This is a genomic window from Roseovarius sp. MMSF_3350, from assembly GCF_030733425.1.
Classification (GTDB): Bacteria; Pseudomonadota; Alphaproteobacteria; order Rhodobacterales; family Rhodobacteraceae; genus Roseovarius.
Genome location: NZ_JASHIZ010000005.1, coordinates 135,567 through 158,405 on the forward strand (window position 1 = coordinate 135,567; position 22,839 = coordinate 158,405).

The 22,839-nt window shown below is 65.6% G+C and carries 23 protein-coding genes; 10 read left to right on the forward strand and 13 right to left on the reverse strand.

The features are described from left to right. Positions 1-4 precede the first annotated feature (4 nt). From RBB31_RS07065 to RBB31_RS07075, 3 genes are read left to right on the forward strand one after another with little or no spacing between them, the layout of a single operon-like run. A complete protein-coding gene (locus tag RBB31_RS07065; RefSeq protein ID WP_306128565.1) occupies positions 5-634 on the forward strand; it encodes a glutathione S-transferase family protein in 630 nt (209 codons plus the stop codon). Further along, a complete protein-coding gene (locus RBB31_RS07070; protein ID WP_306128566.1) occupies positions 631-1,677 on the forward strand; it encodes a saccharopine dehydrogenase in 1,047 nt (348 codons plus the stop codon). The genes RBB31_RS07065 and RBB31_RS07070 overlap by 4 nt, the downstream gene beginning before the upstream one ends. A gap of 13 nt (positions 1,678-1,690) precedes the next feature. Next, on the forward strand, positions 1,691-2,833 hold the full coding sequence (locus tag RBB31_RS07075) for a saccharopine dehydrogenase family protein (protein WP_306128568.1): 1,143 nt from the start codon (positions 1,691-1,693) through the stop codon (positions 2,831-2,833). Positions 2,834-2,899: 66 nt separating this feature from the next. Here the strand turns inward: RBB31_RS07075 and RBB31_RS07080 are convergent, their stop codons facing one another. The 7 genes from RBB31_RS07080 to RBB31_RS07110 all read right to left on the reverse strand — a co-directional run bounded on the left by RBB31_RS07080 (position 2,900) and on the right by RBB31_RS07110 (position 8,711). Then, positions 2,900-3,499 carry an outer membrane protein gene (locus RBB31_RS07080; protein WP_306128569.1) on the reverse strand — a complete coding sequence of 200 codons (600 nt, stop codon included), beginning with the start codon at positions 3,497-3,499 and terminating at the stop codon, positions 2,900-2,902. Positions 3,500-3,692: 193 nt separating this feature from the next. After that, positions 3,693-4,019, reverse strand: coding sequence for a DUF3775 domain-containing protein (locus RBB31_RS07085; RefSeq protein ID WP_306128570.1), 327 nt, complete (start codon positions 4,017-4,019; stop codon positions 3,693-3,695). Positions 4,020-4,089: 70 nt separating this feature from the next. Beyond that, a complete protein-coding gene (locus RBB31_RS07090) occupies positions 4,090-4,824 on the reverse strand; it encodes an SDR family oxidoreductase (RefSeq protein WP_306128628.1) in 735 nt (244 codons plus the stop codon). Next, positions 4,821-5,402, reverse strand: coding sequence for a DUF3833 domain-containing protein (locus RBB31_RS07095; protein ID WP_371931302.1), 582 nt, complete (start codon positions 5,400-5,402; stop codon positions 4,821-4,823). The genes RBB31_RS07090 and RBB31_RS07095 overlap by 4 nt, the downstream gene beginning before the upstream one ends. Beyond that, positions 5,402-6,667, reverse strand: coding sequence for an MFS transporter (locus tag RBB31_RS07100; RefSeq protein WP_306128572.1), 1,266 nt, complete (start codon positions 6,665-6,667; stop codon positions 5,402-5,404). The genes RBB31_RS07095 and RBB31_RS07100 overlap by 1 nt, the downstream gene beginning before the upstream one ends. After that, positions 6,664-7,419 (reverse strand): DUF1365 domain-containing protein, encoded by a 756-nt coding sequence (locus RBB31_RS07105; protein ID WP_306128574.1) that lies wholly within the window; start codon positions 7,417-7,419, stop codon positions 6,664-6,666. Before RBB31_RS07105 ends, RBB31_RS07100 begins: the two co-directional genes overlap by 4 nt. Further along, a complete protein-coding gene (locus RBB31_RS07110) occupies positions 7,416-8,711 on the reverse strand; it encodes an NAD(P)/FAD-dependent oxidoreductase (RefSeq protein ID WP_306128575.1) in 1,296 nt (431 codons plus the stop codon). Before RBB31_RS07110 ends, RBB31_RS07105 begins: the two co-directional genes overlap by 4 nt. A gap of 115 nt (positions 8,712-8,826) precedes the next feature. Between RBB31_RS07110 and RBB31_RS07115 the strand changes: the two genes are divergently transcribed. The 3 genes from RBB31_RS07115 (at position 8,827) to RBB31_RS07125 (ending at position 10,737) form a co-directional block, all read left to right on the forward strand. Next, positions 8,827-9,486 (forward strand): sigma-70 family RNA polymerase sigma factor, encoded by a 660-nt coding sequence (locus RBB31_RS07115; RefSeq protein WP_306128576.1) that lies wholly within the window; start codon positions 8,827-8,829, stop codon positions 9,484-9,486. 8 nt (positions 9,487-9,494) lie between these two features. Next, a complete protein-coding gene (locus tag RBB31_RS07120) occupies positions 9,495-10,145 on the forward strand; it encodes a ChrR family anti-sigma-E factor (RefSeq protein ID WP_306128577.1) in 651 nt (216 codons plus the stop codon). A gap of 178 nt (positions 10,146-10,323) precedes the next feature. Next, a complete protein-coding gene (locus RBB31_RS07125) occupies positions 10,324-10,737 on the forward strand; it encodes a DUF1801 domain-containing protein (protein WP_306128578.1) in 414 nt (137 codons plus the stop codon). 291 nt (positions 10,738-11,028) lie between these two features. Here RBB31_RS07125 and RBB31_RS07130 read toward each other — a convergent pair whose 3' ends face one another. After that, on the reverse strand, positions 11,029-11,769 hold the full coding sequence (locus RBB31_RS07130; protein WP_306128629.1) for a glutamine amidotransferase: 741 nt from the start codon (positions 11,767-11,769) through the stop codon (positions 11,029-11,031). A 196-nt stretch (positions 11,770-11,965) separates the two neighbouring features. On the opposite strand from RBB31_RS07130, the gene RBB31_RS07135 reads away from it, so the two are divergent. Together RBB31_RS07135 and lpxK are read left to right on the forward strand one after the other, a co-directional pair. Next, positions 11,966-13,186 carry a 3-deoxy-D-manno-octulosonic acid transferase gene (locus RBB31_RS07135; RefSeq protein WP_306128580.1) on the forward strand — a complete coding sequence of 407 codons (1,221 nt, stop codon included), beginning with the start codon at positions 11,966-11,968 and terminating at the stop codon, positions 13,184-13,186. Further along, on the forward strand, positions 13,186-14,178 hold the full coding sequence (gene lpxK / locus RBB31_RS07140; RefSeq protein ID WP_306128581.1) for a tetraacyldisaccharide 4'-kinase: 993 nt from the start codon (positions 13,186-13,188) through the stop codon (positions 14,176-14,178). The genes RBB31_RS07135 and lpxK overlap by 1 nt, the downstream gene beginning before the upstream one ends. A gap of 66 nt (positions 14,179-14,244) precedes the next feature. On the opposite strand, the gene RBB31_RS07145 is transcribed toward lpxK, so the two are convergent. From RBB31_RS07145 to RBB31_RS07155, 3 genes are read right to left on the reverse strand one after another with little or no spacing between them, the layout of a single operon-like run. Beyond that, positions 14,245-15,366 carry a CaiB/BaiF CoA-transferase family protein gene (locus RBB31_RS07145; protein ID WP_306128582.1) on the reverse strand — a complete coding sequence of 374 codons (1,122 nt, stop codon included), beginning with the start codon at positions 15,364-15,366 and terminating at the stop codon, positions 14,245-14,247. After that, a complete protein-coding gene (locus RBB31_RS07150) occupies positions 15,363-16,064 on the reverse strand; it encodes a DsbA family protein (protein WP_306128583.1) in 702 nt (233 codons plus the stop codon). Before RBB31_RS07150 ends, RBB31_RS07145 begins: the two co-directional genes overlap by 4 nt. A 9-nt stretch (positions 16,065-16,073) precedes the next feature. Then, complete coding sequence (locus RBB31_RS07155; protein ID WP_306128584.1) at positions 16,074-16,592, reverse strand: DUF721 domain-containing protein; 519 nt, start codon at positions 16,590-16,592, stop codon at positions 16,074-16,076. A gap of 83 nt (positions 16,593-16,675) precedes the next feature. Here RBB31_RS07155 and mutY point away from each other — a divergent pair, with 83 nt between their 5' ends. After that, positions 16,676-17,755, forward strand: a complete 1,080-nt coding sequence (gene mutY, locus RBB31_RS07160) for an A/G-specific adenine glycosylase (RefSeq protein WP_306128586.1) — start codon at positions 16,676-16,678, stop codon at positions 17,753-17,755. 64 nt (positions 17,756-17,819) lie between these two features. Further along, positions 17,820-18,980 (forward strand): alkane 1-monooxygenase, encoded by a 1,161-nt coding sequence (locus tag RBB31_RS07165; RefSeq protein WP_306128587.1) that lies wholly within the window; start codon positions 17,820-17,822, stop codon positions 18,978-18,980. A gap of 32 nt (positions 18,981-19,012) precedes the next feature. Here the strand turns inward: RBB31_RS07165 and RBB31_RS07170 are convergent, their stop codons facing one another. Continuing rightward, positions 19,013-20,746: a hydantoinase B/oxoprolinase family protein gene (locus RBB31_RS07170; RefSeq protein ID WP_306128588.1), complete on the reverse strand. Its 1,734-nt coding sequence runs from the start codon at positions 20,744-20,746 to the stop codon at positions 19,013-19,015. Beyond that, positions 20,743-22,800, reverse strand: coding sequence for a hydantoinase/oxoprolinase family protein (locus RBB31_RS07175; protein ID WP_306128589.1), 2,058 nt, complete (start codon positions 22,798-22,800; stop codon positions 20,743-20,745). Before RBB31_RS07175 ends, RBB31_RS07170 begins: the two co-directional genes overlap by 4 nt. Positions 22,801-22,839 lie beyond the last annotated feature (39 nt).

A 22,839-nucleotide genomic window follows, 5' to 3' on the forward strand; every position in this document is an offset into this window, starting at 1 on the left:
GCGCATGAAATTCTACTACGCCCCCGGCACCATTTCCGTTGCCACCGGCCTGCTTCTGCAAGAGGCGGGCGTGGACCACACGCCCGTCGCGCTCAGCTTCGCCGATGGCGACCAGACCAAGCCCGACTACCTCGCGCTCAACCCCAAGGGCCGCGTGCCGGCACTGGTGACCGATCAGGGCATCCTCACCGAGACCGGCGCCATCGCCGAATATATCGCCACCCTCGCCCCGGACAAAAACCTCGTGCCCGCCGACCCGTGGCAGGCCGCGCAGATGCGCAGCATCTGCTATTACCTCGCCGCCACCATGCATGTGAACCACGCCCACGGCCCCCGCGGCATCCGCTGGGCCGACAGCGACGCGGCGCTGGCCGACATGAAGGCCAAGATGCCGCAAACCATGACCGACAGTTGCACGTTCATCGAAGATACCTGCGCCTTCGCCCCCTTCGTGATGGGCGAGACCATGACCATCGCCGACCCCTGGCTGTTCGCCATCTGCTGCTGGCTCGAGACCGACAATGTCGACGTGGACCGCTTCCCCAGGATCAAGGCCCACCGCGCCATGATGGCCGCCCGCCCCTCGGCGGCCGCCATCCGCGACTATGGCCTGCTGACGAAGGACTTCGCATGACCCATCTCTGGCTCCGCGCCGAACAGCGCGACAACGAAGACCGCACCGGCCTCACCCCCGACGGCGCCGCTGCCCTCATCGCGCAGGGCATGAAAATCAGCGTCGAGGACAGCCCCGACCGCATCATCCCCACCGACCGCTATGCCGACGCGGGCGCCACCATCGTGCCGCAGAACTCGTGGCCCGACGCCCCGCGCGACGCCATCATCTTCGGGCTCAAGGAACTGCCCGACGACGGCACGCCCCTGCTGCACCGCCACATCATGTTCGGCCACGCCTTCAAGGGTCAGCATTCCGGCCGCCGCCTGCTGGACCGCTTCAAGGCAGGCGGCGGCACGCTCTACGATCTTGAATACCTGGTGGATGAGCAGGGCCGCCGCGTCGCCGCCTTCGGCTACTGGGCGGGCTATGCCGGCGCCGCCGTCAGCCTCTTCGCCTGGGCCGCGCAGCAACAGGGCCAGACCTGCGGGCCCGTGTCCGCCTATCCCGACAAGAACGCGCTTCTGGCCGATCTGGCCCAAACGCTCGACGCCACGAACCACGAACGCCCTTCCGCCATCGTCATCGGCGCGCTTGGCCGCGTCGGCACCGGCGCGGCCGACCTCTGCACCGCGATGGATGTCACCCCCACCAGATGGGACATGGACGAGACCGCCCATGGCGGCCCCTTCCCGGAAATCCTGGATCACGACCTTTTCCTCAACTGCATCTTGGCCCGCCCCGGCACGCCGGTCTTTGTTTCGAAAAACGCCCTGAAAGCGCCCCGCCGCCTGACCGTCATCGGCGACGTCGCCTGCGACCCCGACAGCGATTACAACCCCGTGCCGGTCTATTGCCAGGCCACCACCTGGGACGCGCCCGTGACCCGCGTGCACGACGCGCCCCCGCTTGACGTCATGGCCATCGACAACCTGCCCTCGCTCCTGCCGCTGGAATCCTCGCAGGACTATGCCAGCCAACTCTTGCCATCACTGAAAACACTGGACAAACTGGACGCCGGAGTATGGGCGCGCGCGGAACAGACGTTCCGCGCCCACGTTTGAAGGGGGCACACACATGACAATCCACTGGTGCGGCACCGGCCTTTCGGCGGTGCCCGGCCTGCGCAGGCTGATCGAGGCGGGCCACGAGGTCACCGTCTGGAACCGCTCCCTGGACAAGGCCGAAGCGGCGGTCGGAGACCTGACGAACCGCATCCGCGCCTTCGATTTCGACATGTTGTCGGCCGAGGTGCAGGAGGGCGACATCACCGTCTCCATGTTGCCCGGCGACTGGCATGTGCCGATCGCCGAGATGTGCATCAACAAGGGCGCACACTTCGTCTCAAGCTCCTACATCGCGCCCGAAATGCGCGCGCTCCACGCCAAGGCGCTCCTGCGCGGCGTTTCGGTGGTCAACGAAATCGGCCTCGATCCCGGCATCGACCACCTGATGGCCCATCACCTGATGGCCGACTACCGCGCCTCGCACGCGTTCAACCCGGAAAACGACCTCTCCTTCCTCAGCTATTGCGGCGGCATCCCGAAAAACCCCAACCCGTTCCGCTATAAATTCAGCTGGTCCCCCCTGGGCGTGCTCAAGGCCCTGCGCTCGCCCTCCCGCTCTATCCGCAACTTCTCGGAACTCAACGTTCAACGCCCGTGGGATGCGCTCGGCACCTACACCGCCCCCCTGCCCACGCCCGAGACGTTCGAGGTCTACCCCAACCGCGACAGCCTGCCCTTCCTCGACGATTACGGCTTCGAACCAGCCTGGCGGGTCAAGGAGTTCGTCCGCGGCACGCTGCGCCTCGACGGCTGGTCCGACGCCTGGTCGGATGTCTTCGCCGAGATTGAAACGCTCGAAGGCCCCGAAGGCGAGGCAAGGCTCAAGGAAATGTCAGGCCAGTTCTGGCGCGACAACGCCTATGGCGAGGACGACCCCGACCGCGTCGTGCTCTGCGTCGACCTCAAGGCCGAGCGCGGCGGCGAAGCGGTCTGGCACAAGACCTATGTGATGGATGCCTGGGGCGACGCCCGCGGCACCGCCATGTCGCGCCTGGTTTCGATCCCCGTGTCCCTCGCAATCGAGGCCGTGGCCAACCGCGAAATCCCCGCCGGCGTCAGTCCGGCCCCCAGCGACCCGAGACTCGTGGAACGCTTGCTGCAAGAGGTCGACCGCCTCGCCCAGCATCTTCAGGTGGTCGACCACCTCGCCTGAGGCGCCCGCGACACGCGTAGGGTGGGCGAAAGCCCACGCGTCCTCCGCCGTCCCGAAACCCGCGCGTCAGAACTGGTAAGATACCCGCAGCCGGTAGGTCATGCCGTCGACGCTGCCGGAAGGCGATACGTCGTCGAACTCGTGGTACAGCGCGTCCGCGCCCGCGACCCACGTTTCGCTCAGCTTGAAATCGACCCCGGCACCGGCCACCCAGCCCCAGCCGTCCAGGCTGACGCCGCCGCCGCCACCGGTCATGTGCGCGGCACCCGCCGTGCCATAGACAAAGGCGCTGCCGGTATCCACACCCGCCCGCAGCCGCAGACGCGCGATCGTGTCGACATCGGTCGTGTTGAAGGAAATGTCGGTAAAGTCGATATCCCCCTCGACGCCGTAAACCAGCGTGCCGCGATCCCAGTTGTAGCCAACATGCAGACCACCCAGAAACCCGTCATCGCTCTGACTCGGCACGTTGGCCCCGGGCACAGCGATGCCGCTCAGATCAAGATCGCCGAAACCCAGCTGCACACCGGCATAGGGTCCGGCCCAGTCCGACACCGGCACGGGCGGCGGCGGCACGTAGGGATCCGCCGGCGGCGTAAGGTTGCCCGCCAGTGCGGGGGCGGCCGTGATTGAAACGATGGCTGCGACGACGACAGATGCTTTCATTTCATCCTCCTGAAAACGCCTTTGCCCCGGACCATATCACATTCCGCGCCGTTTCGGGCGCTCTCCGGGCTGCCGGCTGCAATTTCCCGGCCCCGCGGGCAAAGGCGCAACACCGCGTAGGGTGGGTGAGAACCCACCTCTGGTGGGTGAAAACCCACCTCTGGTGGATGCAAACCCCACCACGCCGCGAAAATCACCCGCCGCGCACCAGGTCGTCCTCGTCGTCCTGCGCCGACAGGCCCAACTCGTCCAGCCCGTTTTCTAGATGATCCGACACATGCGGCGTACCCAGCAGGTAATCCGCCGTCGGCGTCGTCGCCTCGTCCCGCGCGGTCGCCTTGGCCTCTTCCAACTCGTCGGCCCCGAAACTGCCGCGCCCAATCCACATCAGCGCCACCAGGCTCGCCTGCTCCTCCTCGGCCAGCCGCTCGATGAAGGCCCGCAATTCTCCCTCCGCGCGGTCCAGTTCGCGCGACATAAGGATCACCTGGGCCACCTTGTAAGTGCTGATATCCAGCATGTCCCGACCTCCTTTTCCGGCTATCAGTCTACCGGAAACATGGTCTCATAGACAGGCCGCGACCTTGATCTCACGCAAACAGGCGGAAATACAGCCAGTTGGGCAGGAACCGCGCACCGCGGAAGACCAGGCTGAACCAGCTGGGGAAATTCCGGTCGAACGCGTTCTCGTCGTTCATCAGTTCGAACATCACCTGCGCCGCGCCCTCGGGCTCCATCAGCCCCGGCATCCTGAAATCGTTCTTGTCGGTCAGCCGCGTGCGGATGAACCCGGGATTGGCGCATTGCACCACCACGCCCGTCCGCCACAGGTCCGCGCGCATGCTCTGGGCCAAGGACATGATCCCGGCCTTGCTCGCGCCATACCCGATCGCCCTCGGCAACCCGCGAAACCCCACCAGCGAACCGGTCATCACGATATGCCCGTGATCGCGCGCGACCATCTTGGGCACCACGTGGTTCAGCACGCGCACCGTGCCGGTGAAATTCACATCCGCCATGGCGGTAACCTGCTCGGGCTCCCACTCGGTCGCCTTCATCGGCCAATAGACCCCGGCCAGCGTCACAACCCCGTCGATCTCTCCCACCTCTTCCACGGCGGCCTTCACGCTGTCCTCGTCAGTGACATCCACGGTCACGCAACGCGCCCGTCCCGGCAGCATCTCCGCCACCTCTTTCAGCCGGTCCTCGCTGCGCGCCGACAGGATCACTTCCGCCCCCACCGCGCTCAGTTTCCGTGCCAATGCCGCGCCCAGCCCTTCGCTGGCGCCCACCAGCCAATAGCGTTTTCCAGTCCAGTCCATTATGCCGCTTTCCGAATGTCCGTGTCGTCCAACTTTTGCAAGGTTGCCACAAGCTCGGCGACCTTGATCCCATACTTGCGAAACTGACTGCGGTTCACAATGGTTCCTCCCGGCGTCAGGTACATCCAGTCCTCGACGCTCAGAACATGACCACCCGCCGCGTCCGGCAGACGAATATCATAGCACAGCTGCACCGCCGCCCCCGCGTGCCGGCCCTGCCCGGTGCCGATCACGTCGTCGGCCTCGGCCCGGATGCGCCCGTCATTGCCCAGCTCCAGCCGCCACTCACGCTCCTGCACCGTGCCGCTGTCATAGGTGAACCGCTCGGCCATCACGCCCCTGTTGCCCTCCCAGCGCGCATCGAACCGGGCGGAGAACCGCGACGCCACGCGCCCTAGCGGCCCATAGATCACGCCTTCACAGCGCATCGCCCCGTTCAGATGCTGGCGCAGGTCGAACCGCGGCAGCGTCTCGGCGTAATCCTCGACGCTCTGCGCCCGGAACCCGGCGAAACGGTTACGCAGCACACCGATCCCGGTCGCCAACGCCGCGCCGCACATGATCAGAAATCCTTCGAACATCATCGCTGTCTCCCCGCTTCAACCATCGTCCCCACGGGCGCGTCCCCGCCCCCGGGCACCGTTGCCAGCAGCGCAATCGCCGCCACTTTCAGAACACAGGGCACCGCCCCGTAAAGCAGGCTCAGCGCCCACAAGGCTTCTTCGGAGTTCTCCTGCCCCGAGACATAGCCGACCGTCTCCAGAAGCGGCAGCAAGCCCACCGCCGCGATGGCCAGCGTGATCTTCGACACGAAAAACCACAGGCTGAACCCTTCGGCCGCGCCCGGCGACACCTCCGCCATGCGGTCCGCGAACAGCGCCGGCAACAGCGTCATGTCTGCCCCCAGCGCCACGCCGGTCAGCACGCAGATCACCGCAAAGGCCCAGACATCCCCCGCGCCCAGCATCACGGCAAAGCCGAAGGCCGCAATCGCCAGCACCATCGCCCAGATCAGCACCCGCCGCGCGCCATAATTCTCGGCCAGCTTGCCCCACATCGGCGCCGCCGCAGCAGCACTCAGGAAGAACACCAGCAGCAGCGGCCCTTCCCAGCCCGGCGCCGCCAGCCGGTCCTCGACATAGAACAGGAACAAAGTGCTGCTCACAGCCACCGGCGCCGAGTTGGCCAGCGCCACCAGCAAAAGACGCCGCGCCTTCGCATCGCGCAGCACCGTCCCCAGTTGCGAGGTCACGCCTTCCTCGGGCGGCCGCCCGCGCCACTCGGTCCCCATCGCCCACAGCGCCACCAGCCCCAGCCCGGCGAACGCCACCGCAAAGGCCGCGTACCCGCCCACCGCCACGGGGGCCACGGCGGCGGCACAGATCCCCAACAGCGCCCCGGTCTCGCGCCACCGCGCCACCCGCAGATGGCCGCCCTGGCCCATGTGGCCCGCCACCGCCACGCCTTGCGCGTAGAAACAGATCGTCAGGTAGCTGAACGCCGAAAAGACCAGCGTCAGCATCACCGCGAACCACCACAAGGGCGGCAGCATCGGCTCCACCGCGAACAGCCCCAGCATCCCCGCAATCATCGCGGCCCCGGCGATCAGCACGGTCACTCCGCGATAATGCGAGGTCATCGCAGAAACCCGCCCCAGCAGCGGGTCCTGCACGAAGTCCAGCAACCGCAGCACACCCAGGACAGTGCCCAATGCCGCCAGCGACACGCCGTATTCGTCGACGAAAAACTTCGGCGCATGCATATAAAGCGGAAGCCCCGCCGCCGACAGCATCGCCGCGAAGAGCGCAAAGGCCGGCAGTCGCGGCGCTTTGCCCACGTCGCTCATCGGCTCACTTCCTGCGCAGGCGGCTCGGGCCGGTTCTGGAACCTGGCCCCCTTCCACCACAGCTTCAGCGCCTGCCAGTGGATCAGCGCCAGCACCCTGCGCGAGCCCAGCGGCCGCCGCGCCAGCGCCTTCAGCACACCAGCGGTCGTCAACGGCTTGCGATCCCCCACCAGCGTCGCGATCACCCCGCCCTTGCCCCGGCTCAGGTCGATCCAGATCCCGATCCGGTCGGGCCGGATGTCGAACCGAAAGGTATACTCCCCTTGAATCGTCTGGAACGGCGAGACGTGAAACACCTTCCTCGCCCGCAGCCTGTCCTCGGGGCCGATGGGACTGCGATCATCGTGGTGGCACAGATAGGAATGCCGGTCGCCATAGGTGTTGGTGACTTCCGCGATCACCACCATCAGGTCATCCGCCGCGTTATAGCACAGCCAGAACGCCACCGGGTTGAAGATATGCCCCAGCACCCGCGGCTGGGCCAGCAGCTCGATCCGCACCGGCGCCGCGAACTGGTGCGCCTCCAGCACCTCGCGCACCCAGGCCGCGCCGCGCCCCTGCCCGGGCGGACCTCCATGATCGCGGTCGCGCAGGCTGAAGAGGCCGGCCCGGTTGCGCCCGAACACCCGGCTGGGCGGCAGCGCCGCCTCGGCATCCACCATCACGTAATCTATGCTATAGCGAAACGCGTTGCGGATATCGCCCTTGCGCCCGTGCCACGTATGGCCTGCGATATGATCCGCACCGCTCAAGCCGCCAGCGCCGCCTCGCGCGCCAGCATCGCGTCCGCCACGTCGCAGGCGCTCGACAACCCGTCCTCGTGAAACCCGTTCTTCATCCACGCGCCGCAGTACCACGTGCCGTTCGCGCCGTTGATCCGGGCCACCTCGGCCTGCGCGTGCAGCATGTCCATGTCATAGACGGGGTGCCGCAGCACGCAGCTGTCATAGATCTTTTCCTCCCTGATCGGCCGCGTGCTGTTCAATGTCACGAAATGCGGGTCGTCCATCGGGATGGGCTGCAGGCTGTTCATCCAGTAGGTCAGATCGATCTGCCCATCCCGCCGGGCCGGGCCCTCCATGTAGTTCCAGGACGACCACACCGCCCGCCGCTTTGGCATCACCGACGTATCACAATGCAGCACAACGTCGTTGGGCTGATACTTGACCCGGCCCAGCGCGCGCTGCTCTTCCGGGGTCGGGTCGGCCAGCATCTTCAGGCTGTCATCGCCATGGGTGGCGAAGATCACCTCGTCGAATGTCTCCCATACGCCGCCCCGCGCCCGCAGCTCGACGCCGCCATCGAACCGCCGAACGGCGGCGACCGGCGCGCCGGTCCTGATCTCCACCCCCGCGCGTTCCAGCCATTTGGCCAGGCGATGCACATACTGGATCGAACCGCCATCGACCGTGTACCACTGGTGCTGCCCCTCGTACCCCAGCAGCGCATGGTTCTCCATGAACCGGATCAGCGCATGGGCCGGGAAATCCATCACCTTCTCCGTCGGCGTCGACCAGATCGCGCCGGTAAAGGGGCTCAGATACCGTTCGCGAAACCACCGCCCCATCCCCATCGTCCGCAACAGTTCACCGATGCTGGCCTCGGGATAGGCCTCGGCGGTGCGGACAGCCCGGGCATTGAACCGGAAGATATCGCGCAGCATCATCCACATGCGCGGGTCCAGCACGTTGCGCGTCTGGGCAAAAAACGCCTGCGCCCCGTCCAACCCATATTCGAACCGCGAGTTACGAAACGATGCGCCAAAGCTCATCTTGCTCTTGACCACCGGCACGTCCAGAACGTCGAAAAGGTTCGCCAGGTTGGGATAGTTGGCATAATTGAACACAATGAATCCGGTATCCACCGGCTGCGTTCCGTGCTTCCCGGCCATCTTCGTGCGGGCATGGCCGCCCAGCCGCGCCGCGGCTTCGAAAACCGTGACATGGCAGTCCCCGGCCAGCCGCCACGCGGCCCCCAATCCACTGATCCCCGCGCCGATAACTGCGACTTTCTTGCGCGTCAGCGCAACTTTCTTGACTGGCATTCCGTGTAGTACCTTTGATTACCCCTGTCTAAGGTACGACCGTGCGCCGGAATCGGATGCAAAGAAAATGTCTGAATTTTTTGATCCGACCCGTCAGCGGTCGCGTAGCAAGGATATGTTCAGTGACGCTGACGCCATCGAGATCACCGGCGCCCGTGCCGACGCCCCGCCTCAAGCGGGCGTGCTGTCGTCCTTGCGTGGCAACGGCAAGAGTATTGAAGCGGTGATCGAGAAGACGGAAGAGCATACCCAGGACTGGGCGCACATTATCGCCCGAATCCGCGATCAACGCGACCGGGCCGCCTTCCGGCGCCTGTTCGCGCACTTCGCCCCCCGGATAAAGGCCTTCCTGATGAAGTCGGGCACCGATGCGTCACTGGCCGAAGAATGTACGCAGGAGGTCATGGCAACCCTCTGGCAGAAGGCCCACATGTTCGATCCAACCCGCGCCAGCGCGGCGACCTGGATCTTCACCATCGCGCGGAACCGCCGAATAGACGCGATCCGCAAGCAACGACGCCCCGAGCCCGAGGATCTGCCCTGGGGCCCGGAGCAGGAGCCGGACCAGGTCGATGCCCTGGCCCTGCAACAGGAGAGCGAAAAACTGGGCGCCGCCATCGCGCAGTTGCCCGAGAAACAGAAGGACCTGATCGAAAAGGCCTATTTCGGCGACCTCTCCCATACCGAGATCGCCGAGCAGACGGGCCTCCCGCTCGGGACCATAAAATCGAGGATCAGACTGGCGCTGGATCGCCTGCGCCACCAGATGAAGTGAAACCGACGATGACAGACACGATCAGACACCACCTGAGTGACAAGTTGCTCATGGGCTATTCCGCAGGCACCCTGCCCGAGGCGTTCAGCCTCGCCGTGGCCTCGCATGTCTCCATGTGCGACGAATGCCGCGCACGGCTCGCCGCCTTCGATGCGGTTGGCGGCGCCCTGATGGAAGGCTGTGGCGATGCCGACCTGTCGGATACCGCCTTCAGTGACACGCTGGCTCGCATTGACGCGATCGATCTGCCCGTCCCCGAACCCACCGTGCATGCGACCGGCACTCTGCCCCGTCCCGTGCAGGAGTACATTGGCGGCGACCTCGACGCGGTCAAATGGAAATCCGTCGGGATGGGCGTGAAACAGGCAATCCTTCCCACCTCGAAAGAGGCCACCGCCCGCCTGCTCTACATCCCCGCCGGTGCCGCCGTGCCCGACCACGGCCACCGCGGCACCGAACTGACGCTGGTGCTGCAGGGCGCCTTCGCCGACGAGGTCGACCGCTTCGGGCCCGGCGACATCGAAATCGCGGACGAGGACCTCGACCACACCCCCGTGGCCGAGATCGGTGCCGACTGCATCTGCCTCGCGGTCACCGACGCGCCCCTGCGCTTCCGCGGCCTCATTCCACGCATCGCGCAACCGTTCCTGCGCATCTGACCTGTCGAGCCGGTCAGCGTCGCCGATGAAATCATTGGCCTGCCACTCCACCAGGCCTTTCGGTTTTAAGGTGGTACCTCATTCGGGCCTTGATGGAAGCCTACTTTGGAATCGCAGTGTTCGATGCCGCCGAACATCGAAGATCGGTTTTGCGCAACTCCTGTGCTAATGTTCCCACATGTCGAAAACAGAAAAACCAACTCATTCCTCGAGCACAAATCCCTATATTCCGAAGGGTGATGGGGACGAGGCCGTGCAAGCTTATATTTCCGCTATGCCAGGCTGGAAGAGTGCCCTCGGCAAGCAGATCGACGAAACAGTAGAGAAGGTCTTTCCAGAGGTCCGCAAGCAGGTGCGATGGAACACGCCGTTTTACGGGAAAGAAGACGGATGGTTTCTTGCGATGTATTGCTACAAGAATTACGTGCAAATTACCTTCCTGACAGGTTCGTCGCTCGACCCTGTGCCGCCCAAGGCATCCAAAGACGAAGGCACCCGGTATCTTGATATTCACGAGGACGAAGCTTTCGATGCCAGGCAACTTGCAAGCTGGGTTCGGCAGGCCCTGACGCTCCCTGGTCGGAATCTATAGACTGCACCGTTTAGGTCTAAGCCCGATACGCCCGCTACCTGTTCGTCTGGTCGGCTCTTCGCGCTTTCAATCATGCCCGCTCAACGCGGAACATGGCCGATCCGGGCCAATGCTACTGGATGCTGCGACGTTGGGACGGACAGCAGGCCCCGAACCCGCGCAGAGCGACATACGGTGACTGACTCTACGTCATTAACCGCATTAAATTCGCGATGGGTGAACATGACACCGACGCGATGCAACCCGAATACCGACGCGATACCGACATGGCTTTTAAGACCGTCAGAGGCATTAATTCTTCGCGTATCTCTGCACGAAATTCCGCAGGATCATCTCCGGCGCGAAGACGTCCGCCGCCCGGCACATGGCGATCAGACCATCGGCATCCTCGGGCGGAAAATAGCCCCGGTCGCGGTAGATCCTGATACGCGTCTCAAAGCCGTCCGCATCCGCCTCCGGGTGGAACTGCGTGGCATAGACATGCTCTCTGTACCTCACCATCTGGTAGGGGCACGCCTCGGACCTCACAAGATGTACGCATCCGTCCGGCAGGTCCTGCAATGCCTCCTTGTGACCCACGAAGGCATCGAACGCCGTCGGCACACCGGCCAGCAACGCGTCCTCCCTGCCGTCAGGCGTGACTTCGCAGGCCGAGGTGCCCACCGCCTCGCCAAACGCCCGCTTGTCGACATCGCCCTTCAGGTGCGCACCCAGGATACCGATCCCGTAACAGCATCCAAGGAAAGGAAAATCCCGCGTCGTCACCTGTGGCATCAGCCCCAGCACATCCGCCTCGATCCGCGCCTCGACCTCGGATTTGTCTTCCGGCGCGTCGCTGACACAGCCGGGCCCGCCGCCAACGATCACGCCAGAAAAATCATCAAGTTCAATATCTTCCGGCAACCTCTCCTGATCCATCCGGATCCGGCGCGTGTCGCCCGCCTTCAGCCCGCCCTTGCGCAGGATCGCGGCAAATTCATCATCCGCGGCCTCTGTCTCGGGCCGTAATTGCAGGATCAGGAAGGGCTTGATCATCGAGCTTTCTCCGGTCTCTCTTTGTCCATTGGCCCCATTCCGGCCCCCGGGTCAACCCGTCGCCCTCCCTTGACCCCGCGCGGCAATCCAATACCCTGCGCAGACCCCGGCCCGCCGCGAAGGACCCAATGGTGCAGCGCCCCTACAGCCCTGTTTTCAGGCACTTATTCACGCAATCCTGCGGGAGGCGGTCATGAGCCGTTCGCTCAGTCTCGCCGCCTATCTTGCCTATGCAAGGCGCGGCCCCGCGCGCGGTCACTCACCCACGGCACCGCGACCGCCGGGCCGGCTGCTCTGGGCCCACGCTGCTGACACCGGCCATACCGACGCGCTCCTGCAACTCTTCGACCGGCTGCGCCTGCACCGGCCCAACCTGTCGCTTCTGCTCACCACCGCCGGCCCCGTGCCCGACACCCCCTTCAAGGCCCGGACCGAGGTCATGGTCGAGCAACTCCCCGAGGACACCGTCGCCAACGCCACTTCCTTCCTTGACCACTGGCAACCCGACCTCGCCCTGTGGACAGGCGGTGCTCTGCACCCCGCGCTGATGGACTGCGCAGCCGAGCGGGGCATCCCCATGGCCCTGATCGATGCCACCGAAACCGCCATGTCCCGCCCGGCCTGGCGCTGGTTTCCCGACCTGCCCCGCGCCCTTCTGCGGCAGTTCGAGTTCGTCATGGCCCGCGACGAGGCATCGGCCCGCTACCTGCGCCGCATGGGCGTGCCCGAGCGCGCCCTCTCGGTCACCGGCCCCCTGCTCGAAGGCACCGTCTCGCTGCCCCATAACGAAACCGACCGCACCGATCTCGCTGCCCTGCTGCTCGGCCGCCCGATCTGGCTCGCCGCCATGCTCCGCCCCGAGGAGATCGGCACGATCCTCGCCGCCCACCGCGAGGTCAGCCGCTTTTCCCACCGCACCCTTCTGATCGTCGTTCCCGACACGCCCGAAGTCACGACGCCCTTCACCGACGCCCTGGCCGAGGCCGGGATGCGTCATATCGCCTGGTCGACCGGCACCTTTCCCGACGAAACGACACAGGTCATTCTCGCCGACACCCATGGCGAAATGGGCTTGTGGTACCGCCTTGCGCCAATCACCTTCATGGGCAGCTCGCTGGTCTCCGGCGCCCATGGCTGCGACCCGAACGAGCCTGCCGCCCACGGCTCCGCCATCCTCTACGGCCCCAATATCCGCCGCTACCTGCCCAGCTATTCGCGCTTTGCCGAGGCCGGCGCCGCCCGGATCGTGCGCGACGCCGAAACGCTGGCCGCCGCCGTCAAACGCCTGATCCCTCCGGATCAATCCGCTGCCATGGCCCATGCCGCCTGGGAGGTCGCCTCGCGCAGCGCCGAGTTGACCGACCGGATCGCCGATCTTCTGAACGACCGGCTCGACCGGCTGGAGGTCCGCTGATGCGTGCGCCCGCCTTCTGGGACACCCCGCCAGACCGCCCGTCCCTGCGGGCCCGCCTGCTGTCGCCCTTGGGCGCGCTCTATGCCCGTGCCACCGCCCGCCGCGTGGCCACGGCGCCCGACTACCGCGCGCCCGTCCCGGTGATCTGCGTCGGCAACATCAACGCGGGCGGTACCGGCAAGACCCCCACGGTCATTGCCCTCGTGCAACACCTGCAGGCGCGCGGGCGCACCCCTGCCGTCATCTCGCGCGGTCATGGCGGCAGTCTCGACGGTCCCGTCGAGGTGAACGAGCGCAGCCACACCGCCGCCGAGGTCGGCGACGAACCCCTGCTGATCGCTGCCTTCACCCGTACCTGGATTGCCCGAGACCGGGCACTTGCCGCCGAGGCCGCAGCCACGTCCGGCGCCGACGTGATCATCATGGATGACGGCCTCCAGAACCCGTCAGTGGCCCGCGACCTCTCGCTCGTCGTCGTCGACGCGGTCAAGGGCTTTGGCAACGGCCGCTGCATGCCCGCCGGCCCCCTGCGCGAACCCGTAGAGGTCGGCCTCGATCGCGCCGATCTGCTGCTGTCCATCGGACCCGACGCAGCCCAGATCGAGTTTCGCAAGACATGGGGCCACGTCATCCTGATACCCCATGTCGCCGGCAGGTTGGAGCCGCTGCAAACCGGAATGGACTGGACTGACACCCGATTTCTCGCCTTCGCCGGCATCGGCCACCCCGAGAAGTTCTTCGCCACGCTCCGCGGTCTTGGCGCGACGCTCTCGCGGGCCGAGGCGCTGGACGATCACCAGCCCCTGACCGAAGCGCTGATGACCCGGCTAGAAAACGAGGCGGCACTCATCCATGCCCAGCTTGTCACCACCGAAAAGGATGCAGTCCGCCTGCCCCCGGCATTCCGCCGCAAGGTGTTGACCCTGCCGGTTCGCCTCAGCCTGTCGGATTGGTCACCGCTGGACAAGAAACTCGACGCCCTCGGCCTGTGACCCGGCTTCTTCTTGGCCTAAACACTCAAACCAAAGAATAAAGCGTGTCGAAGCCACACGACCGGATCACGCCGGATCATCCTCGCCAAGCTTGGGCGAGGGCCGCACCAGCGACAGGTCCGCGTCCGAAAACCGGATCGGGCTGCGCACGCCCGGCACGCCGTCCACCTCCACCCGCATGCCGCGCGCCTGCACCTGGGGATCGGCGAACACTTCCGCCATGTCGTTGATCGGTCCGACGGGCACACCTTGTGCCTCACATGCGGATTGCAGGTCGGCCTTGCTCAGACGCTTTGTATAGCTGGTCAGCGCTTCGGTCAGTGTGTCGCGATGCGCCACACGGTCAGCGTTGGTAGCATAGTCCGCTGCCGCCTTCACCTCCGCCGCGCCCAGCACGTCGCAGAACCGGCCGAACTGCGCGTCATTGCCCACCGCCACGATCAGGAAACCGTCAGAACATTCGAACACCTGGTAGGGCGCCAGGTTCGGATGCTGGTTGCCCAGCCTTTGCGGAGGCGTGCCCGTGGCAAGGTAGTTCATCGCCTGGTTCGCCGTCACCGCCACCGCCGTATCCAAGAGCGCCATGTCGATATGCTGGCCCTTGCCCGTCGCCTGCCGCTGGTGCAGCGCGGCAAGGATCGCGGTGCTGGCATAGACGCCGGTGAAGATATCGGTCACCGCGACACCGACTTTTACCGGCTGGCCCTCGGGCTCGCCCGTCATGCTCATCAGCCCCGACATGCCCTGGATGATGTAATCGTAGCCGGCCTTGCCCGCGTAGGGCCCATCTTGCCCGAACCCGGTGATCGAGCAGTAAATTAACCCCGGGTTTACTTTCGTAAGGCTAGAATAATCCAGCCCGTACTTGGCCAGCCCGCCAACCTTGAAATTCTCGATCAGGATGTCGGCCCCGGCTACCAACTCACGGACACGGGCCTGCCCCGCCTCGGTGCGGAAATCGGCCGTGACACTCTGCTTGCCGCGGTTGCACGAATGGAAATAGGCGGCGGAGCGGTCGCCGTCGCGCTCGATAAAGGGCGGTCCCCACTGGCGTGTATCGTCACCGGCGGGGCTTTCCACCTTGATTACGTCAGCGCCCAAGTCGGAAAGCACCTGCCCGGCCCACGGGCCGGCCAGGATCCGCGCCAATTCGACGACCTTCAGCCCGGCCAGCGGCGCGGGCTTCATTCGGCCAATTGTTCGTCGATCATCGCCTTCAACTCGTCATAGGACATGTTGGAATGCGTCTCGCCGTTGATCACCAGCGTCGGCGTCGAGGTCACGTCGTCGGCTTCGGCGTTCTTCTGGAACCATGCCACCAGCGTCTTGGCCTTGTCGGCGTCGTTCAGACAGGAATCCAGCTGATCGTCGTCCAGCCCCGCGACCTTGCCGATCTTGCGCAGCCGCTCGGCAATCGCCACAGGGTCCTGACCGTCGCCGATCCAGTCCTTCTGCTGGTCATAAATCATCTCGGTGATGCCAAAGAACCGTTCTTCGCCGCCGCACCGCGCCACCATCGACGCCCACAGGCCGTACCGATCGAAATAGACGTCGCGATAGGTGAAATGCACCTTACCTTCGTCGATATACTCGGATTTCAACTGCTTGAACTGGTTCTCGTGGAAATTCGCGCAGTGCGGGCAGGTGAAGGATGCGTATTCCACGATCTTCACAGGCGCGCTTTCCTCGCCCAGCGTCATTTCCACGATCGAGGACGTGTCGATCTCTTCGGCCGGCGCGTCCGACGCCTCTTGCGCATTGGCGGCGCCCGGCAGGTCGATCACACCGCTGCTTTCGGTGGGTTTTCCGGTCTGCCCGCTCAGCCACCAGCCGCCGCCGGCCGCCAGGACAAGGGCCGCGGCCCCGGAAAGAAGCACGTTTTTCATCTCATCACCTTACGATTTCTGCGTGTTGCTTTTCGATAGTACGTTCCGACCCAGCTTTTCCAGCGCATCGCGCAGCCCGTCGTCGCCGACCGGCTGCGCCAGCCTGGCGGCGGCGGCCACAGTCATCTCGCTGGGCGCGGGCTTTTCGACCGCCTTCGGCCGGTGCTCGAAACTGGCCTGCCCCTCGGCAAAGCCGGTGGGCGCGGTCTGCGTGATCTGCACCCGCGCGATGGCGTTATAGCCATAGGCGGTGTTCACCCGCGCGCGCAGCGTTTCCTTCTGCATCTCCAGCATCGGCGCCTGTGCGCCCGTGGTCAGCACGACCAGCGTCGCACCGAACCCTTGCCGTGCATAGCTCACCTTGACCGGGCGGCAGATGGCGGCGATCTCTTCGCCCGCGATCTCGGGCCAGTGGGTCACCACGCGCGACACGGCAAAGCCCCGGCTTTCCGAGGCTTTCCGGATCTGCGCCCCCAACAAGGCGCCGCTGCGCTTGAAGCCTTTCGTCGTGCCCCGATATGCGGGCATGGCTGACCTCCCGTTTCCTCGCCCTAATGTAGGGGGTAAGAGGATGAACGACAAACGCAAAGCTGGCAAAGGCAGTATAACAGATGCGTGACAGCGAGATGAGCGCCAAGCTGCTGGAGTGGTACGACCGCCACGCCCGCCAGATGCCGTGGCGCGTGCCTCCCGATGCGAAAAAGGCCGGCGTGCGCCCCGATCCCTATGCCGTCTGGCTGTCGGAGGTGATGCTGCAACAGACCACCGTCGCCGCGGTCAAAAGCTATTTCGAGCGGTTCACCGCCCTGTGGCCCACCGTGACCGACCTCGCCGCGGCAGAAGATGCGCACGTGATGGGCGAATGGGCAGGCCTCGGCTATTACGCCCGCGCCCGCAACCTGCTGAAATGCGCCCGCGTCGTGGCGTCCGAGCATGACGGGCAATTCCCCGGCACCGCCGCCGAGTTGCTGAAACTGCCCGGCATCGGCCCTTATACTGCCGCCGCTATCTCGGCCATCGCCTTTGATGAACCCTCCGTCGTGGTGGACGGAAATGTCGAGCGGGTCATGGCCCGCCTGCACGACATTCACACCCCTCTGCCCGCCGCCAAGCCCGAACTGACAGCGGCCGCGGCCTCACTCACGCCGCATACCCGCCCCGGCGACTATGCCCAGGCGGTGATGGACCTTGGCGCCACCATCTGCACGCCCCGCTCGCCAGCCTGCGGCATCTGCCCGTGGCGCACGCCCTGTATTGCCCGCAAGAACGGCACGCAGGCCGACCTGCCGAAAAAGACTCCGAAAAAGGCCAAGCCCACCCGCCTCGGCATCGCCTATGTCGCCCGCCGCGCCGATGGCGCCTGGCTGCTGGAACGCCGCCCCGACAGCGGCCTTCTGGGCGGAATGCTAGGCTGGCCCGGCAGCGACTGGTCCGACGCGCCCACCCCCGCCCCGCCGCTCGACGCCGACTGGCAGATGCTCGGCGCCGAAGCGCGCCACACCTTCACCCATTTCCACCTGCGCCTGAAAATCGCCTGGGCCTGCCTTGGCCCGGGGGCGGGCAATCCCTCCGACTCAACCCAATTTGTCCCCGCCCATGCGTTCAAGCCCGGCGAGTTACCCACCGTCATGCGCAAGGTTTTTGACTTGGCCCGCGAACCCCTGCAAAACTGCGGCCAGAACCCGCGCTGAGGCGATTTGCGCAATCGCCCGCCCGCGCGCCGCTTTATAATCGGGGGGCAAAAAGGCGAAGGCCATGCAGACCACCACGCCCAAGTATCTTCCCGCCGAGAAGGTCGAGACGCTGAAGCGCGCGTTGCCCTTCTGGGCCGCCTTCTCGCTCGTGCCGCTGGCGATCATAAGCGCCACCCAGGGCGGCTGGACCGTCATTCTGCTGCCGCTCTTTACCTGGTACTTCTTCGCTGCGCTCGATGCCGTTATGGGGCTGGAGCTGGACAACCTGAACCCCGAAACGCGCGAGCGGCACATTCGCATGTACACCCTCGTGACCGTGCTCTGGCCGCCGGTGCAGTTCTGCCTGCTCTACTGGATGATCTGGTACGCGACCGGCCCCAGCGACGCACATCTGAATGCTCTGGAAACCATCGTGTTGTTCTTCGGCATGGGCGTGATTTCCGGCACGGTTGGTATAAATTTCTCGCACGAACTCATGCACCAGAAGGGCAAGGGCGAGCGCTTCCTCGGCGATACGCTCCTGTCGATGGTGCTCTATTCGCATTTCCGGTCAGAACACCTGCAAGTCCACCATCGCCATGTCGGCACCCCGCGCGATCCGGTGACGGCCCGCTATAACGAAGGCTTCCACCGCTTCTTCCCGCGCGTCCTGCGCGAAAGCCTGGTCTCGTCGTGGGAGGCCGAAAAGGCCATGCTGGCCCGCAAGGGCAAACCGTGGTGGGCCCTCAAGAACCCGTTCTGGAAGTATTGGGCGCTGCAAGGCTTCATGCTGCTTCTCGCCGCGCTGATCGGCGGCTGGATTGGTCTCGCGCTCTTTGTCTGGCAGGCATTCATCGCGATCTGGCAACTGGAATTGGTGAATTACGTCGAACATTACGGCCTCACCCGCAAGCACCTGGGCGACGGCAAGTACGAGCACGTCAAACCCCAGCACAGCTGGAACGCCGCGCAGAAGGCGTCGAATTGGCTGCTGATCAACCTGCAACGCCATTCGGATCACCACTACAAGCCCAACCGCCGCTTTCCGCTGTTGCAGAATTACTCCGAGGACGAGGCGCCGCAATTGCCCTTTGGCTACCCTGTGATGACCGTGGCCGCGATGATCCCGCCGCTCTGGCGTCGGGTGATGAACCCGCGCGTCCGCCGCTGGCGCGAGAAATATTATCCGGAGATCACCGACTGGAAGCCCTATAACAAGGCCCTGAACCCGCTACCGCGGTAGCATCTCATTTCCGCGGCGCGCGGCCTTTCCTGTCACCCCAGACGGTTCTGCGTCGTCGCCATCGTATCCACCACGCCATCCTCGATCACCACGCCGAACAGCCGCTCAGCTTCTTCAACCGAGTACCGGCCCAGCCGCACATCTTCGACCACAAGCTGCGTGTCACGCTGCATCGGATCGCCATACCCGCCGCCGCCCGGCGTTTTCACCCGAACCCGGTCGCCGGGGCCAAGCGGAATGTCCTGCTCCTTCGACAAGTGCGCGGGCGTATAGGGCACGCCCGCCTGCCACACCGTCACCTCGTTGGGCGCGCCGTCGCCGCCGCCCATCGCGCCCTGCGGTCCGAACCGACCGTGATCCATCACAAAGCTCGCCTTGGCCTGCCCGCGCCGTAACTCCACCTCGTAATCGAGGCCGAACCCGCCGCGCATCCGCCCGGCCCCGCCCGACCCCTCGCGCAGCGCGTAGCGGTGGTAGAGCACCGGAAAGGCCTGCTCCATGATCTCCACCGGCGGCGCCTTGGAAATGCCGATTGTGGAACAGCCGTTGGTGATCCCGTCCCCCTCGGCCCACCCGCCATAACCGCCGCCCGACAGCTGGTACATCACGAAATCCCGCCCCTTTGCCGGGTCATGTCCGCCCAGCGCGAAGTTACCGCTGGTCCCCGCCGGCGCCGCCGTCACCCGCTCGGGCAGCGCCTGAACCAGCGCGGCGAATACCGCCTCCGCGATCCGCTGGCTCACTTCTGCGGCGCAGCCCGACACCGGGCGCGGATACTGCGCATCCAGGAACGTGCCTTCGATGCCCGTCACCTCCAGCGGCTCGAACGCTCCCGCGCTGATCGGCACGTCGGGAAAGATATGCCGCATCGCAAGGTAGACCGAGCTCAGCGTCGTCGCCCGGACCGAATTCATCGGCCCAAGGCATGGCGGCGCCGACCCGGTGAAATCGAACACCAACCCCTCGGCCTCCCGCGTGACCGTCAGCCTTATCGCCAAAGGCTCATCGACCACGCCGTCGCTGTCGATCCACGCGACGGAGTCGTAAGCTCCGGCCGGAATCTCCTGGATGAACCGCCGCATCTGCTGCGCAGCGCGGTCCCGCAGCGCGTCAATCGCCGCCTCGACCACCTCGTCGCCATAACGGTCCATCAGTGCGTCCAGCCGCTCGGCCCCAAGGTCCAAAGCCGCGGCCTGCGCCCGCACATCGCCGATCCGCTGATCGGCCACGCGGATATTGGAGCAGATGATGCTGTAGATCTCCGCATCCATCTTCCCCCGCTTGAACAGCTTGACCGGCGGCAGGCGCAGCCCCTCCTGTTCCACCGCCGTGGCACTGGCGGAAAAGCCTCCGGGCACCGCACCCCCGGTGTCGGGCCAATGCCCGGTATTCGATAGCCAGCAGAACAGGCGATCGCCGCGATAGAAGGGCCGCGCAAACCGCACGTCCATCAGGTGCGTGCCACCCAGATAGGGATCGTTGACGATATAGATATCCCCCGGCTCCGGCGCGCCCACGCGGCCGTCCCCAATCATCTCGATCAACGTCGCCGTGGAATATTGCATGGTGCCCACGAACACCGGCAGGCCACCCGCGCCCTGCGCGATCAACGCCCCGTCGGCAGCGGCGTATATCCCGTCCGAACGGTCATTCGCCTCGGCAATCACCGGCGAAAACGCCGCCCTTGAAAACGCCAGGTCCATCTCGTCGCAGACCTGCTGCAACCCGGCCTGGATGACCGACAGCGTGATCGGATCCATCGTCATGGCGCCTCTACCACGGCGATCAGGATATTGCCATGCGCGTCTCCCGTCGCCACGCAGCCCGGCTCTATCAGCACGGTCGTGTCCATCTGCGCCACGAGCCCCGGCCCTTCGAGACGAAACTCCGGCGGCAGGTGGTCGCGCCAATAGATCGGCGTCTCGTACCAGTCGTCCTCGAACCGCACCCGCCGCGATCCCTGCCGGGCCTCCTGCAGTGTCGCCTTCCGCCCCGCCGGGTCGACAAGTACCGACAAATCCAGCGGCGCCCGCTCTCCGATGACCGAGCAATTGGCGTTCACCACATGCGCGCGAATCTCGGGCAGCCGCACCTTGAAGCGCGCGAAGTAGACATCCTCGAACAGCGCCTGCAGCTCCTCCGGCGTCACGTCCGGCCGCTCCAGCGGAACGCGCAGCAGGTGGGTCTGCCCGGCAAACTGCATGTCCACGCTATAGACATGCCGCACCCCGGTCATCGCCACGCGCTCGCGGTCCAGCATCGCCTTGCCCGCCGCCGCCTGCCCGGCGAATACCGCCGCCAGTTCGCCCGCCTCCAGCGCGTGGACAGGCCTGTTCACCGTCTGCACGAAATCATGTCGCAGGTCGGCCACCACGCAGCCCAGCGCGTTGGTGATCCCCGGCCGCGCCGGCACCAGCACGCGCGGCACACCCAGTTCCCGCGCCAGAGCACAAGCATGAAGCGGCCCCGCCCCACCAAAGGCGAACAGCGCGAAATCCCGCGGATCGGCCCCCAGCGACAGCGACACCATGCGAATGGCCCCCGCCATCTTGGTGTTCGCCATGCGGATCACCGCCAGCGCAGCCTCGGTCACGTCCAGACCCAGCGGCTCGGCCAAGTCCCGGGCAAAAGCCTGCGCCACGTCGCTTGCCGAAACCGCGCCGCTTTTGACCAGCTTGGCCGCATCCAGCCGTCCCAGGATCAGGTTGGCGTCCGAGATCGTTGGCCGCGTCTCGCCGCGTCCGTAACAGATCGGGCCCGGATCGGCCCCGGCACTTTCCGGCCCCACATCCAAGAGGCCCGCCGCGTTGACCTTCGCGATGGACCCGCCCCCGGCCCCCACCGTGCGCACGTCCACCATCGGCACGTGAATGGGCATGGCGTACTCGATCTCGATCTCGTGCGACACCGGCGGCTCGCCCCCCCGGATCAGCGCCACGTCGGTCGAGGTGCCGCCCATGTCATAGGTGATCAGGTTCACCACCCCGGCCTGCCGCCCGGTATAGGCCGCCGCCATCACGCCCGAGGCCGGGCCCGACATCACCGTCTTCGCCGCCTCGCGCGCCACCAGCCGGGCCGAGACCATGCCGCCATTGCCGTTCATCACCAGAACGTCGCGGTCGTATCCGCCCTCCGACAGGCTGTCTGTCAGCCGCTTCAGGTAGCGGTCCAGGATCGGTTGCACACTGGCATTCACCGCCGCCGTCACACCCCGCTCGTATTCCCGGCTTTCCTGCAGGATCGCATGGCCCAGGGTGATATGCCCGTTGGGCCAGACCTCAGCGATGATCTCCCCGGCGCGCAGTTCATGCCCGGGGTTGGCATAGGCGTGCAGGAAATGCACCACCACCGCTTCACATCCCTCGGCCAGCAACCGCTCCGCCGCCATCCGCACCGCGTCCTCGTCCAGCGGCACCACGACTTCACCTGCGGCATCCATCCGCTCCGGCACTTCGATCCGCAGGTCGCGCGGGATGATCGGGGTGAACTGCCCCGTCATGCCATATGCTTGCGGCCGTGTCCGCCGCCCCAGCTCCAGCACGTCGCGGAAACCTTGCGTCGTGATCAGCCCGGTTCGGCTCAGCTTGCGTTCCAGCACCGCGTTCGTCGTCGTGGTGGTGCCATGCACGATCAGGTCGATCGCCTCCAGCTCCGCCTCGGCCGCCGTCAGCGCATCCATCACGCCGAAGGCCTGGTTCGCGACCGTGGTCGGCACCTTGGCCAACTTCACCTTGCCGCTGGCCGGATCAAGCTGCACGAGATCGGTGAACGTCCCGCCTACGTCGATCCCCACGATCGTGCCCTTCTGCCGGTCTGTCATCGTTCTCCCTTGCCTGCACCCGGATGGAACGTCCGCGAG

Excerpts from the sequence above, each read along its gene's own strand:
- RBB31_RS07110 (WP_306128575.1), bottom strand. The coding sequence starts at position 8,711 with ATGCCAGTCAAGAAAGTTGCGCTGACGCGCAAGAAAGTCGCAGTTATC.
- RBB31_RS07115 (WP_306128576.1), top strand. The coding sequence starts at position 8,827 with ATGTTCAGTGACGCTGACGCCATCGAGATCACCGGCGCCCGTGCCGAC.
- RBB31_RS07085 (WP_306128570.1), bottom strand. The coding sequence starts at position 4,019 with ATGCTGGATATCAGCACTTACAAGGTGGCCCAGGTGATCCTTATGTCG.
- RBB31_RS07135 (WP_306128580.1), top strand. The coding sequence starts at position 11,966 with ATGAGCCGTTCGCTCAGTCTCGCCGCCTATCTTGCCTATGCAAGGCGC.
- RBB31_RS07125 (WP_306128578.1), top strand. The coding sequence starts at position 10,324 with ATGTCGAAAACAGAAAAACCAACTCATTCCTCGAGCACAAATCCCTAT.
- RBB31_RS07095 (WP_371931302.1), bottom strand. The coding sequence starts at position 5,402 with ATGTTCGAAGGATTTCTGATCATGTGCGGCGCGGCGTTGGCGACCGGG.
- RBB31_RS07175 (WP_306128589.1), bottom strand. The coding sequence starts at position 22,800 with ATGACAGACCGGCAGAAGGGCACGATCGTGGGGATCGACGTAGGCGGG.
- lpxK (WP_306128581.1), top strand. The coding sequence starts at position 13,186 with ATGCGTGCGCCCGCCTTCTGGGACACCCCGCCAGACCGCCCGTCCCTG.
- RBB31_RS07155 (WP_306128584.1), bottom strand. The coding sequence starts at position 16,592 with ATGCCCGCATATCGGGGCACGACGAAAGGCTTCAAGCGCAGCGGCGCC.
- RBB31_RS07145 (WP_306128582.1), bottom strand. The coding sequence starts at position 15,366 with ATGAAGCCCGCGCCGCTGGCCGGGCTGAAGGTCGTCGAATTGGCGCGG.
- RBB31_RS07165 (WP_306128587.1), top strand. The coding sequence starts at position 17,820 with ATGCAGACCACCACGCCCAAGTATCTTCCCGCCGAGAAGGTCGAGACG.
- RBB31_RS07170 (WP_306128588.1), bottom strand. The coding sequence starts at position 20,746 with ATGACGATGGATCCGATCACGCTGTCGGTCATCCAGGCCGGGTTGCAG.
- RBB31_RS07075 (WP_306128568.1), top strand. The coding sequence starts at position 1,691 with ATGACAATCCACTGGTGCGGCACCGGCCTTTCGGCGGTGCCCGGCCTG.
- RBB31_RS07100 (WP_306128572.1), bottom strand. The coding sequence starts at position 6,667 with ATGAGCGACGTGGGCAAAGCGCCGCGACTGCCGGCCTTTGCGCTCTTC.
- RBB31_RS07120 (WP_306128577.1), top strand. The coding sequence starts at position 9,495 with ATGACAGACACGATCAGACACCACCTGAGTGACAAGTTGCTCATGGGC.
- RBB31_RS07080 (WP_306128569.1), bottom strand. The coding sequence starts at position 3,499 with ATGAAAGCATCTGTCGTCGTCGCAGCCATCGTTTCAATCACGGCCGCC.
- mutY (WP_306128586.1), top strand. The coding sequence starts at position 16,676 with ATGCGTGACAGCGAGATGAGCGCCAAGCTGCTGGAGTGGTACGACCGC.
- RBB31_RS07065 (WP_306128565.1), top strand. The coding sequence starts at position 5 with ATGAAATTCTACTACGCCCCCGGCACCATTTCCGTTGCCACCGGCCTG.
- RBB31_RS07070 (WP_306128566.1), top strand. The coding sequence starts at position 631 with ATGACCCATCTCTGGCTCCGCGCCGAACAGCGCGACAACGAAGACCGC.
- RBB31_RS07150 (WP_306128583.1), bottom strand. The coding sequence starts at position 16,064 with ATGAAAAACGTGCTTCTTTCCGGGGCCGCGGCCCTTGTCCTGGCGGCC.